General features: G+C 71.2%; 13 protein-coding genes and 2 pseudogenes. 3 read left to right on the top strand and 12 right to left on the bottom strand.

Features of this window, described 5'->3' with window-relative positions:
• Nucleotides 1-68: 68 nt before the first annotated feature.
• From ACFPFQ_RS45735 to ACFPFQ_RS45720, 4 genes and pseudogenes are all read right to left on the bottom strand, one after another.
• Nucleotides 69-206: pseudogene (locus ACFPFQ_RS45735) on the bottom strand (Hsp20/alpha crystallin family protein); the annotation flags it as partial.
• A gap of 113 nt (nucleotides 207-319) precedes the next feature.
• Nucleotides 320-1,014 (bottom strand): annotated as a pseudogene (locus tag ACFPFQ_RS45730) (transposase); the annotation flags it as partial.
• Between the two features lie 130 nt (nucleotides 1,015-1,144).
• Nucleotides 1,145-2,251 (bottom strand): glycine-rich protein, encoded by a 1,107-nt coding sequence (locus ACFPFQ_RS45725; protein WP_379629570.1) that lies wholly within the window; start codon nucleotides 2,249-2,251, stop codon nucleotides 1,145-1,147.
• 720 nt (nucleotides 2,252-2,971) lie between these two features.
• The gene (locus ACFPFQ_RS45720; RefSeq protein ID WP_379629573.1) at nucleotides 2,972-3,334 is read right to left on the bottom strand and encodes an alcohol dehydrogenase catalytic domain-containing protein; all 363 of its coding nucleotides are present in this window, start codon (nucleotides 3,332-3,334) and stop codon (nucleotides 2,972-2,974) included.
• A gap of 459 nt (nucleotides 3,335-3,793) precedes the next feature.
• Here ACFPFQ_RS45720 and ACFPFQ_RS45715 point away from each other — a divergent pair, with 459 nt between their 5' ends.
• Nucleotides 3,794-4,072: a GlsB/YeaQ/YmgE family stress response membrane protein gene (locus ACFPFQ_RS45715; RefSeq protein WP_379629569.1), complete on the top strand. Its 279-nt coding sequence runs from the start codon at nucleotides 3,794-3,796 to the stop codon at nucleotides 4,070-4,072.
• A gap of 264 nt (nucleotides 4,073-4,336) precedes the next feature.
• Here ACFPFQ_RS45715 and ACFPFQ_RS45710 read toward each other — a convergent pair whose 3' ends face one another.
• The 4 genes from ACFPFQ_RS45710 to ACFPFQ_RS45695 are packed head-to-tail and all read right to left on the bottom strand — an operon-like array spanning nucleotide 4,337 to nucleotide 7,327.
• A complete protein-coding gene (locus ACFPFQ_RS45710) occupies nucleotides 4,337-5,071 on the bottom strand; it encodes an FAD:protein FMN transferase (RefSeq protein WP_379629568.1) in 735 nt (244 codons plus the stop codon).
• A gap of 8 nt (nucleotides 5,072-5,079) precedes the next feature.
• Entirely contained in the window at nucleotides 5,080-5,514 is a 435-nt protein-coding gene (locus ACFPFQ_RS45705; protein ID WP_379629567.1) for an FMN-binding protein, read from the bottom strand.
• A 5-nt stretch (nucleotides 5,515-5,519) separates the two neighbouring features.
• Nucleotides 5,520-6,923 carry a ferric reductase-like transmembrane domain-containing protein gene (locus ACFPFQ_RS45700; protein WP_379629566.1) on the bottom strand — a complete coding sequence of 468 codons (1,404 nt, stop codon included), beginning with the start codon at nucleotides 6,921-6,923 and terminating at the stop codon, nucleotides 5,520-5,522.
• The gene (locus tag ACFPFQ_RS45695; protein ID WP_379629565.1) at nucleotides 6,920-7,327 is read right to left on the bottom strand and encodes a hypothetical protein; all 408 of its coding nucleotides are present in this window, start codon (nucleotides 7,325-7,327) and stop codon (nucleotides 6,920-6,922) included. The genes ACFPFQ_RS45700 and ACFPFQ_RS45695 overlap by 4 nt, the downstream gene beginning before the upstream one ends.
• 141 nt (nucleotides 7,328-7,468) lie before the next feature.
• Here ACFPFQ_RS45695 and ACFPFQ_RS45690 point away from each other — a divergent pair, with 141 nt between their 5' ends.
• On the top strand, nucleotides 7,469-8,167 hold the full coding sequence (locus ACFPFQ_RS45690) for a response regulator transcription factor (protein ID WP_379629564.1): 699 nt from the start codon (nucleotides 7,469-7,471) through the stop codon (nucleotides 8,165-8,167).
• Nucleotides 8,164-9,564 carry a HAMP domain-containing sensor histidine kinase gene (locus tag ACFPFQ_RS45685; RefSeq protein WP_379629563.1) on the top strand — a complete coding sequence of 467 codons (1,401 nt, stop codon included), beginning with the start codon at nucleotides 8,164-8,166 and terminating at the stop codon, nucleotides 9,562-9,564. Before ACFPFQ_RS45690 ends, ACFPFQ_RS45685 begins: the two co-directional genes overlap by 4 nt.
• A 280-nt stretch (nucleotides 9,565-9,844) precedes the next feature.
• Here ACFPFQ_RS45685 and ACFPFQ_RS45680 read toward each other — a convergent pair whose 3' ends face one another.
• From ACFPFQ_RS45680 to ACFPFQ_RS45665, 4 genes are all read right to left on the bottom strand, one after another.
• Entirely contained in the window at nucleotides 9,845-10,372 is a 528-nt protein-coding gene (locus ACFPFQ_RS45680) for a universal stress protein (RefSeq protein WP_379629562.1), read from the bottom strand.
• Between the two features lie 34 nt (nucleotides 10,373-10,406).
• Nucleotides 10,407-10,997 (bottom strand): hypothetical protein, encoded by a 591-nt coding sequence (locus ACFPFQ_RS45675; RefSeq protein WP_379629561.1) that lies wholly within the window; start codon nucleotides 10,995-10,997, stop codon nucleotides 10,407-10,409.
• Between the two features lie 100 nt (nucleotides 10,998-11,097).
• Nucleotides 11,098-11,592, bottom strand: coding sequence for a universal stress protein (locus ACFPFQ_RS45670; RefSeq protein ID WP_379629560.1), 495 nt, complete (start codon nucleotides 11,590-11,592; stop codon nucleotides 11,098-11,100).
• Nucleotides 11,593-11,622: 30 nt separating this feature from the next.
• On the bottom strand, nucleotides 11,623-12,057 hold the full coding sequence (locus ACFPFQ_RS45665; RefSeq protein WP_379629559.1) for an HPP family protein: 435 nt from the start codon (nucleotides 12,055-12,057) through the stop codon (nucleotides 11,623-11,625).
• Nucleotides 12,058-12,072: the final 15 nt, after the last annotated feature.

Here is a 12,072-nt window from a genome sequence, read left to right as displayed (position 1 = left end):
CCATCGACGTTGCATCGATCCGGATCTGGCTACGCGACCCTGTTCCATGATCCACGGGACAGGCTCTAGTCGAAACAGACGACGAACTCGTCACCCGCGCGGTAGGCGTCCATCGCCATCGCCGTCGGGCGCGACCTGGTACCAGCGCCGTTGCCGAACACCTGCGCGGTGAGACGGTCCAGGTCTCGGAACGGGTCGGTGCACATCAGCGTCGCAGGGCACTCCTTTCATGATCGATGACAAGGGCGATGCGGCCGGAGCGGGTGCGGGACCAGGGAGGGCTCCGATGGAGTCGAGCAACCGCGGGTCCGCGATCCCCGGCACGGGTCTGCGCGGCGATCCGCCGGGTCGCGGCCAGTAGATCGGTGAGATCGTTCACCGCCCGGCGCAACCGGCCCCGCCGACGCCCAGCGGCAGGATCTTGCGCACCGGCCTCGGCCAGCTGTGCTGCCTTGACCTGCGCGGCGCAGCGCCCGGCGGGCGTTGACCAGCAACGCTTCGGCGTCGGTCGCGGCCCGCTCGGCCAACCCGGCCAGCTCGCCGGTGATCCGCCGGACCACGGCCTGGGCCTCATCACGGGTTTGCGCTGCACGCAGCCGCAGCTTCGCGCAGATCTCGCGAGCCCGCGCCCAGCCGAGCGGCTACGGTCGCGCACCCGTCGATCGCGGCGGTGCCGCAGCGGGTGGTGAGTGTCATCAGCGTGGTCGGCTGCGGCACTCGCCCGTCGATCGGGATCCGGCAGAACCGCCGCCAGGTGATCGAATCGGTGACCTCGCGACGGAGGGTTTCGTAGCCCAGGCGGTAGCGGAACTTGCGAAACATCAGCCGCAGGTAGACCTCCATCGGCGTGGACGGCCGGCCCAACCGTGGGTCGAAGAACGGCGTGAACGGGGTGAAGAACACCGGATCATCAAGCAGCGCATCGACCCGGGCCAGCTCCTCGGGCAGGCGCAGCACCTCATCGGGAAGCACGGCCTCCCACAAACTCACCTCGGGTGCCCGAGTCCGCAGCATCTGACCTCGTTTCCCCAGCTCGCCGCCCTACGAGGCGATTCTCCCGTTCAGTCCGCCATGATCAGGGGAGGCGCGTCGAGACATCCGCGCAGGTCGACGGCATGACAGGCACCTACTTCTTCAGGTCGAACTAGCTAATGGTGATGGCGCCCTGGGTCAGGACTCCGGCGACGGTCTTCGTGCCAAGGACCACGGTCACCTGGTCCTGACCGCCCGGTTTGTCAACAACGGTCAGCGTGAACGGCACTGTCTTCCCCGACCCCGTGACCGCAGTCCCCGTGACGATGGCACCGGTCGAGGTCTTCGTGACCTTCGTGATCGTGCGAGACCCTGCCGTGGTGTCTGCTCCCCCACCGGCCACGCCGAACGAGCCGGACACCTTCCCGGTGGCCGTGACCGTCGCCGTGACGGCCACGGTGTACCGCTGGGCACCCGCCGTCAGCGTCCCGCCACCACGAACCGCCGTCGCCGCCGCCGGCGGCTCGCTCAGACCCGTGGTGTAGGAGATCGTCACCGCGGCCGGGCTGTCGGTCAGGGCAACCGTGCCCCCCGCGGGCACCAGCGACGACCCGCCCCCGCCACCACCCGCCGCCACCTCGTCCTCGTTGTTGACGTTCTGGACGCTGTCGGCCCCGGAACCGCCTCCCCACAGGCCTCCGCCTCCGGCACCGCCGCCGACGTTGCCCGTGTCGGCCCCGGCGCCCCGGCCCCCGACGTGGCCAACGGACCGGTAGGCGGGCTCGTCGCCGGCCACCCCGGCCGTGCCACCCCCGGACTGCGTACCGGCGCCGCCCCCTCTATTCGTACTCGGGCCGGTCACGGGGCAGGGCTGACCCCCCGCGCCCGACTCGCCCGCGTTGCCACCATTACCGCCGGCGACGCCGGGGCCTTCAGGGCAGTTGACGGCGTCGGCGCCGCCCCCGCCACCACCACCCGCGACGATCACCCTCGAGAACAACGAATCTGCCGCCGCCGAAGGACTGGTCCGGACGTCGGACGCGCCGCCCCCGCCGCCCCCGAACGAGCCGCTGCCGCCGCCGTTGAACCCGCCCTCACACTGATCTGTCGGATAGCAGTCCTTACCGGTGGGATCTCCATGTGCGACACCACCGACCTCGACGTACAGCACCGTGCCCGCCGTCAACCCGGTCAGCGTCCCCACGACGCGCGCACCGCGCGAGGGCGTGTTGCCGTTGATGCCCTGCCCGCCTCCGGCGCCGATCGCGGTCACCTGCACCGAGGCCACCCCGGCCGGAACCGTGAAGGTCTGCTCACGCCCGGTGGAGCCGAACGCACAGGTCGTCGTCGTGCCCGCCGCGGTACACGTTCCGTCCGCCGCGGCAGCAACCCCCGCACCCGGCAGGAGAAGTCCCGCAGCGACCACCGCGCCGCCGGCCACAGCACCAAACCGCTGCCACACCTTGTCCATGAGCAGCGTTCCCCTCAGCTGACGACGGCGCAGCCCGGGCCCGGGACCGCGCCACCGCCGCTAAGTCGCCGCACCCGGTTGCGTCGTTAACAATCACAACCACCGGCGACAGATCGCCAGCGACGGACACCCACATGCAGCAATGGGCTCGGCTGCAGCGCCGGTGCCTGACCCGTGACCAGTTCGAACAAGGCCTCGCCGACGGCGGCCTGACCAACATCGAGATCACCGAAACCCACCGTGCCCACGTCCACGGGGTGGGGTGCGACATCTCTGATGCCTCAGCAACAGGAGCGAACTGTCGAGGCGGCACGCTTGGCCACCTGATTCCATAGTCAACAAGTTGACGACCACACGGCAGGGTTGCTGGGCAGCAGTGCTCAGCAGATCTCCGTGCTGCGCTCCGACCACGTGGGTGGCACGACCGTGACAGAGCGCGTCTGCCGCCACCAGCTCCGCGGACACCACACGGAGCGCGAAGGGGCCGGTGATCGACCCACCGACAACGGCATCACCTCAGCTCGCCGATCACCCCTCCGACACCGTCACACCGACGGTGAAGATGACCGACGCTGCCCAGTTCAGCGAGGTTGTTGGATGCGGATCAGGTTCCCGACAAGATCGCGGAAGGCGCTGTCCCGGACGCCCTCGGCGAAGAAGGCGAGCACGGGAGTCGACGAGCTGCAGGCCTGCGTTGCTGCCGGTGCGGGCGATGGATCCGGCGTAGTACACCTCGTCCCCGGGCGCGAATGCCGCGACGTCGGAGCCGGTCGCGCGCACGACCCCGGCTGCGTCGAATCCGAGGATCTTCGGTTGGTCGGACGCGCCGAAACCGGCGCGGACCTTCACGTCGACCGGATTCACCGAGACCGCACGCACCTCCACGAGCAGATCGTGGGGCCGGGGTCATCGATCTCGACCCCGCCCTGCAGATCCCGCTCGCCGCCGCGAGAGAGGCATCCGTCATTCCGGACTCCAAATACCGAGAAGGCCCTGTACCCGCTGGCCAGGAGCCTTCTGACAGGGTGGGCGTTACTGACAGCGTGCGGTCGATCCGCCGTGACAACGGCTTCCCCCGACGAGCTGCATCACCGGAAACGGGCGTCCCCCCGTCCCGCCCTCGTAGGGCAACACCGGACCTGGATACCGAAGCCCGGCGACAATGCGCCCTCGGCGCGGGCCGCGCAGCGAGGTCATGTGTAGTCCGATCAGACCACCCCGGGCGTCCGTTTGCGCGGTCCTTGATAACGAATTGGCCAACAGCGGCCGAATTCGGCTAAAAACGTTCGAGGCGGGTATCCAGCGTGCGCAACGGGTCGAAAGGTTCGGCCCACGAACGTTGGAGGAACCGTGACCGTCACTGGCATCATCACCGCGATTGTCGTGGGGGCGATCATCGGAGCTCTCGGCCGGCTGGTCGTTCCCGGCAGGCAGCCCATCCCCATCTGGTTGACCATCCTGATCGGCATCGTCGCCGCATTCATCGGCACTTTCCTCGCCCGCGCGCTCGGCATCCCGACGCAGACCAGCGGCATCGATTGGCTCGAGTTGCTCGTCCAGGTCATCGTCGCCGCGATCGGCGTCATCGCTGTGGCAGGTCTCTACGGCCGCCGATCGATTCGCCACTGATCGTCCCACTCCTCCGGCCGGCTTCGCGGGTATCGCCCGCGGAGGCGGCCGGAGCCGCGCTTACGGGGCCGATTCGGCTCATCTCGACTGTCGAGGTCGCTCCGGTCGCACCATTGTCAGATGAGGCAGGTCTCCATTGCAGCCGGGGATGATCTGGGCACGAAGGGTGTGACCCGGAGTTGTCAACGCGGCCTTTTGGACCGAGGCCCGCGAACGGACGTCCAGTACCTGTCGAGCAGATACCCGACAGGTGTTGACGACTGATCAGGGACCCTCGGCGTCGACGATGAACACCGCCCAGTGACCCCGTCCGGCGAGCCAGCGCCCACCGTCGACACCGAGGGCGAATGCAGCAGTCGCGTCGATGTCGACGGAAGTGAGCGCGGCGCCGACGACGGTCACCGACGCTGCAGGAGCTGTCGGAGGCCGTCCGGTGCGCGCGTCGACGATGTGGGCGCCGCGGCGGGCCGTGCCGGAGGTGGCGACGGCGCCGGTGTGCACGGGGACGACGGCCGCGAGCCGGCTCGGGTCGTGGGGGTCCTCGATGCCGATGCGCCACGGCGCTGCGGTGGGGTCGAGGGTGCGGCAGGTGATGTCGCCACCCGCGGACAGGCAGAAGTCGGTGTCGGGAAGGTCGGCCAGGTGGGCCGCGGCGCGCTGTGCCGCCCAGCCCTTGACCACCCCGGACGGGTCGAGCAGACCACCGCGTCGGACGTCGAACGCGCCGCCGGAGTCACGCCGGGCGGCTTCGCCGAGCGCGAGGACCTCGAAGAACTCGGGCGGGCACTGGTCGAGGTCGAGCTCGCCGCGGCCCAGCCGGGACAGGACCGAGTCGGCACGATAGGTGCTGAAAACGCGGTCGGCATCACGGAGCACGGCCAGCGTCGCAGCCCAGGCCGCCCGCCCGCGACCGTCGCCGGCGTGCCGCCCGCGCAGCGCGACGCTGATCGGCAGCCCCATCACGTGCTCGACGTGGCGGACCAGCGGGGGTGCGGTCACGGCGGCCGTCACAGGTGTGCCTGGTCGAGCGCGCTCTGCAGCGACTGGACGTAGCCGTCCGAGGTCACGGTGGCGCCGCTGACCATGTCGATGTTCGCGCTCTGCGCTGTGAGCGTGGACCCTGTGAGGATCGGGAGCGCGTAGGCGTTGATCTGCGCGTCCCGGCCGTTGCCGTTCGGGTACACCGGCACGTCGACGGCGGTGATCTTCCCGGCGGTCACGGTGATCGCCACCTGGACCGGGCCCCAACGAGTCTGCGCGACCGCGCCGGTGACGGTCGTCGTGGTGCCGGACGTGTTCGTCACGATCGACGACTTCGCCGGGGCCGCCGCAGCGGAAACGGCCACGGTCGGCGTCGCGGGACCCGAGAGCGAGGTCTTGTAGCCGAACAGCAGCGTAACGACGGCCGCGGTGCTGAGGATCCACAAGGCAATGCGACGCATGCCGGTCACCATCCGAAGGTCTCGACGTGGAGCTGGGAGTCGGGCAGACCAGCGGCGGTGAGCGTGCGGCGCACGGCTGCGGTCCAGGCCGCGGGGCCGCACACGTAGACGTCGCGGTCCGGGATGTCCGGCACCCAGCCGGTGAGCAGGGTCAGATCGTCGCTGCACCCGGCTTCGCCGCGCCCGGAGTCGCCGATCCACGAGTCCGGGGCCCGGCGCGGTCCGGGCAGCCAGATCGTCTCCAGTCCCCGCTCGCGGGTGAGCACGTCGAACTCGCGCAGGAACAGCGGCCTGCTGGTGCCGCGCTGCAGCAGCACCGCGTCGCCCGGCACGTACGGGAGGTCCTCGGCGAGGGCCCGCAGCGGGGTGATGCCCACGCCGGCCCCGATGAACGCGAGCTTGCTGCGGGTCCGGGGCCGTTCGGTGAGCCGGCCGTAGGGTCCCTCGACGACCACACGCGTGCCCGGACGCAGGCTGCGGACCAGCGCGCTGCCGTCACCGAGGGACTTGACGCTGATGCGCAGGCTGTGGCCGTCCGGTGCAGCGGAGAGCGAGTAGGGGTGAGCCCGGCTCCATCCGGGTCCGGTCAGGAAGCGCCAGGTGAGGAACTGACCCGCCGTCGCGGGGAGCCGGTCGAGCCGGCGGCCGGAGATGTAGACGGACACGACGTCGTCGTCCTCGGGCACCACCGAGGTGACCCGCAGGTTGTGGCGCACGGTCCGCAGCACCGGCAGCCCCACCCGGAACGCGAGCACCGCCACGACAGCCGCGGCCCACAGGGTCCACCAATAGATGGTGGCGGCGGTGGAGTCGAGGAACTCCTTGCCGGTCCACAACTGGTGCGGGAGCGCGAGCCCGACGCCGAGGTAGGCGTAGAGGTGCAGCAGGTGCCAGGACTCGTAGCGCAGCCGGCGCCGCGCCGCCCGCACGCTGGTGATGACCACCATGGCCAGGCAGAGCGTGCCGGCCAGCGCCAGCAGCATCGCCGGGTAGGACACCGTCAGGTCCCAGAACGTGGCTGGGATGGATACCAGGCTGCCCGCCGCGTAGCCCCAGGTGATGAGGCCGATGTGGGCGACCATCATGGTGAACGAGGTGAAGCCCACCAGCCGGTGCATCCGGACCAGCTCGTCCTGCCCGACCGCGCGTTCCACCACGGGAATCCGCGCCATCAGCAGCACCTGCACGAGCAGCAGGTCGGAGCTCACCAGCCCGGTCAGCCTGCCGAGCGAGGTCAGCCCGTCGACCCAACCGGAGAGCTCCCCGATGCCGCCGCCCATCACCCACAGCCAGGTGACGACCAGCAGGCTCGCGATCATCACGATCCCGGCGATGCGCCGGGCGGCGGCATCGGCGCCCGCCGGGCGGGTCGAGGCGCGGTGCCGAGGAGCGTCGAGGGCCACGGTCACGTCGACGGCCCGGTAGCCGTCCCGGACGTGGCAGTACCGGGTGCGCCCGGCGTGGCGGCGCCGGGTCCCGCGCCGTCGCCGTCGCCGTCGCCGTGGCCACGGAAGCCGCCCGGATCGCCATCGCCGCGCTGGTGCGCGGGAGCCCCGGCAGCACCAGCGGTGGCATGGCCGATGGCGTAGCCGCCGGCACCGCCGCCGAGCAGCAGGGCCGCACCGATCACCGCGGCGACGAGACCGCTGCGACGGCGCAGGCGCGGTTGCGAAGCGGCCGCCACGGTCGTCGGACTCCCCGCAGGCAGTTCGGTGTGCATGGTGGGTTCGTCGTCGGGCCGATCCGGCGACGAGGTGCCGTCAGCCGGCGTGGGCTCCCAGCGGGATCCGCTGTGCGACTGCTCGTCGCTCACGATGCTCCTTCGGTCGGTGGTGCTCGGACGACTCGAGCATCACGAGTCAGCACCGGAACGGGGTGTGGCTCGGGTAAGAGCACGGTGGGAAACGCGCGGCGGTGGCGCGGATCATGGGTCGGTGTGGGCCACGATGTCCGGGTGCCGCAACGGATACTGCTCGCCGACGACGACCGCGCGATCCGCGAGTCGCTGCACCGCGCGCTCGAACTCGAGGGTTACGCCGTCAACGTGGTCGTCGACGGCGTCGAGGCGCTCTCGACGCTGCGCCATGGCGACTACGACCTCGCCGTCCTCGACGTGATGATGCCCGGCGTCGACGGGATCGGGGTGTGCCGCGTGCTGCGCGCCGACGGCAACCGGATCCCGGTGCTGATGCTCACCGCGCGGGTCGAGACCTCCGATCGGGTCGCCGGCCTCGACGCCGGTGCCGACGACTACCTGCCCAAGCCCTTCGAGCTCGACGAGTTGCTGGCCCGGCTGCGGGCGCTGCTGCGGCGCGCCCAGCCCGAACCCGACGGCGCCCCGGATCCGGTGGTGCAGGTCGGCGGGCTGCGCATCGATCCCGCCGCGCGCCGGGCCTGGTGGCGAACCGCCCCGCTGACGCTGTCGAAGACCGAGTTCGACCTGCTGGAACTGCTGGCCCGCAACTACGGCATCGTGCTGGGCCACGGCCCGATCTACGACCGCATCTGGGGCTACGACTTCGGCCCCGACTCCAAGAACCTCGCCGTCTACATCGGTTACCTGCGGCGCAAGCTCGACGCGGCCGGGGCACCGCCGCTGATCCGCACCGTCCGCGGCGTCGGCTACAGCCTCTCGGAAGAGGCCGGGCCGTGAGCCTGCGCCGCACGTTCATCGTCGCGTTCGCCGCCGTCGCCGTCGTGGTCGCCGCACTCGTCGGAGCCGCCAGCTTCGCGGCCACCGCGCACAACCTGACGAGCGAGGTGGACGACTCGCTCACCCAGGCCGCCGCCACCCTCGCCGCAGGCGGCACGCTGGAACAGGGCCTGCCCGACCTCGGTGACCAGCACGATCGAGGAGGCCGCGGCGGCTTCCACCCGCCCGTGCAGAGCGTCCAGCTTCTGACCCCCGCCGGGGCGGCGACCGTGGTCACCGGCACCGCGCTGCCGGTGACGGCCGATGACCTCACGATGGCGACCGCCGGCACCCCCGGGGTGCGCATCCTGCAGGACCGGACGATCGGCCCCGACGACTACCGGGTACTCACCCTGTCGACCGGGACGGGCGCGATCATGGTCTGCCGCGACATCGACGTGCTCAACCAGATCCTCGCCGACCTCGCGATGCAGATCGGCGGCATCGGCCTGGGCGTGGTCGTCGCCGCCGCGCTCGCGGGATGGTGGCTGGCCCGCCGGCTCACCCACAGGCTGCTGCGGCTCACCGACGCAGCCGAGCAGGTCAGCGCCACCGGACGGCTCGACGTGGCCATGCCCGTGCACGGCAGTGACGAGGTCGGACGGCTCTCGGCGACCCTCGACGGCATGCTCGGCGAGCTCGCCCGTTCCCGCGACGACCAGCAACGGCTCGTCCAGGACGCCGGACACGAGCTGCGGACCCCGCTGACCAGCCTGCGCACCAACATCAGCGTCATGCGCCGCTACGCCGAGCTCACCCCCGAGGCCCGACGCGGGCTGCTCGACGACCTCGACGGCGAGACCCGGGAGCTGACCAGCATGGTCAACGAGCTCGTCGAGCTCGCCACCGACCGCCGCACCGACGAGGAACCCCAACCGGTCGACCTGGCCGAACTCGCCGAACACTCCGCGGCACGCGCCCGCCGCCGCAGCAGTCGCACCATCACCGTGCACGCCGAGCCCGCCGTCGTCATCGGCCGTCGGGCCGCGCTGGACCGCGCCATCACCAACCTGCTCGAGAACGCGATCAAGTTCGATGCGGTCGCCGACCATCCCGTCGAGGTGCACGTCGACGGCGCGCGGATCGAGGTCCGCGACCGCGGCCCCGGCATCGCCCCCGACGACGCCCCCCACGTCTTCGACCGCTTCTACCGCGCCACCACCGCCCGCAGCTCCCCCGGCTCCGGCCTGGGGCTGGCCATCGTCCGCGACATCGCGCGGCTCCACGGCGGCCGCCCCTACCTCGCCGACCGGCTCGGCGGCGGGGCCGTCATCGGCTTCACGCTCTACTCCGAGCCGGCCGGGGAGCTCGCCCCGTCCCGACGTCCGGCAGGCGGAGCCGGGACCCACCCTGGATGATGCCCGCACACCGTTGACCTCGAGGACGCCGCGAATGGTTGACCTGTTCGTCGCTGCGTTCGCCGTAGTCGGCGCCGCAGTCCTGATCGGCCTGAACGACATCATCGCGTCCGTCGAGGCACCATGTCCGGGCGACGCGCGCTGCAGATGCCGTTCGAGCAACCGCATGGCCGTCAGAGTGTCATGCGGCCATCGCGGTTGATCCCTTCTGAGTTCGAGGCTCGCGCGTGACGGCCGGATCGCTCGACCTGCTCGTCCGCGAGCACTCGACGGATGGTCCCTACGCCGGCGGCGGTACGACGAGTACCGGCCGGTGCTGTGGATGCGCCGACCCGCACCTGGATCGCCCGCCGAGTACCCGATCGATCGTCTTGTCGGCACCCACACCACGACCCGCCACGATGATCATGGCTGCGTCGACCTCGTCGGCGACGGTGCGCGCGAGATCGGCGGGATGACCCGTACCCGCGTGGTAGCTCCACCCCGTCGCCCCGTCGGCGAGCGCAGAAGCGACTCGGGCACGCTGGTCCTCGACGGCACCACGTGCCTGCTCCGCCCAGTCGGCTGCTGCCAGATCGATCGGATAGATCGAGAGGTCGATCCCGTGCACGACGTGCAGGTGCGCGTGCAGCCGTCGGGCAAGGTCCAGCGCGACGTCCAGCGCGGCGTCGCCGGGTCGGTAGCGGTTGTGGCTGAGGACCAGCGCGGTGGTGGACCGTGGGGCCTCGGGGCCATCGATCCGGATCCGTCGCGCGGGTGTCTCCTCGAGCTCCGGCACGGGCTCGCGGAGCTGGACGGCGGTTGTCATGACGGCCTCCGATGTTGGTGAGCGACGTGGCGGGTCAGAGGGCCCAGCGGTGCTCGCGGACGAAGGGCAGGCGCGCCCAGGTCCGGCCGAAGCCCCAGGTGTTGCCCGCGTAGGTCGCCGCAAGGACGACGAGGACGACCGCGTAGATGAAGTGGTAGTCCGTCAGCGGGTTGGTCGACCCGCTCGCCGAGCCGTCGGCGGCCTGCTGGGCGAGCGGGAACTCGGCCAGCCACATCATCGCCATGGTGAGCACACCCGCGACGGCGCCGGCCCACAGGGCCACACCGGCGATCAGGGCGACGCCAACGCCGAGCATGGCGAGCATGAACAGAGCGTCGGCCCACCACGTGCCGGCCATCGCGTGGAACATCGACTGGAACGGGCCGACGTCCACCGAGCTCAGGAAGCCCTTCGTCGGCGAGCCGCCGTGGATCCAGGCCTTGGCGGCCGGCGTCGCGTAGCCGAGACCGAAGGTCTTGTCGAGGAAGGCCCACAGGAACACGAATCCGGTGGCGATGCGCAGGATCGCGAGAGCCTTGGCTCCCGGCGCAGCGGGTGCCGCAGCCGGCACCTGGGGGCGCGCAACGGTGGTGGTGCGGGGAGCGGTGATCGGAGAGGTCGACATGATCGGGTCCTTTCAGGATGGTTTCCGCTGACGGCCTGACTCTGGCCCCTCGGCGGGGTCCGACGCTGCGGCCGAGCGCCTCCCGGCGTAGGGACGAAGGTCATGACCGGTCGGTGACCATCGCCGGCTCGGCCACCATGGTCTCCGCGACCGGGGTGCCCCGAACGATCGTCACCGGGCAGCAGGCGTGCAGGACGCAGTGCAGACCCACGGACCCCAGCAGGGTGCTGGCGAGCCCGCCGCGCCCGCGGTGCCCGACCACCAGGACGTCGGCCTCCCGGGAGGCCTCGACCAGCACCTCGGCCGGGATCCCGGCATGCGCCTCGACGGTCGTATGCAGGACGTGCGCGTCCGCAGGGCGGGACGCGAGCACCTCGTCCAGCATCGCGTGCGCCTCCGCGCGTGCCTGGTCGAGCAGATCGGGGGTCGAGGCCGGTGCGGCCAGGCCGTAGGCCATCGCCCAGTACTCGGGCGGGCGGACCCCGACGATCACCCGCAGGCGGCCCCGGCGGCGGGCGGCTTCGGCCACCGCGTACTCCAACGCCGTTCGCGATGCCGGCGATCCGTCCACACCCACTGCCACGATGTCGTTCACGTCGTCCTCCCGCTTCGGGGCGTCGTAGGGTCAGGATCGGTCGGCCCGGCGACCGAGCACCTGGTCCGAGTTCAGCTCGCGCCGCGCCACGCAGCGCAGGACGTCCCGCCTGCTGACGATGCCGACCAGGCGGTCGCCGTCGACGATCGGTACCGAGCGGATGTGGTGGTCGAGGAGGTCCGCGACGACGTCGGCGAGATCGTCGTCGGGCCGCCTGCTGATCGGTGACTCCGTCATCACCTCGCGCACGGTCGGCTCGGACTCCGGCTCGACCGTCCACCCTTCCGGCACGATCCGGCCCCGGATCAGGTCGGCCTCGGTCGCCATCCCGATGATCCGTCCCGTGGCGTCGACCACCGGGACCGCGGTGAACCCGTGCGCGGCCAGCAGCGCCGCGGCGGCGAACCCGGGGGTGTCGGGCCGAACGGTGATCACCGGACTGCTCATGACATCGCGTGCCTTCATCTTCTGCCTCCTCCG

Source organism: Pseudonocardia sp. GCM10023141, assembly GCF_042653605.1.
Note: the sequence above shows the minus strand (reverse complement) of the source record. Positions and strands in the feature narration are given on the sequence as shown.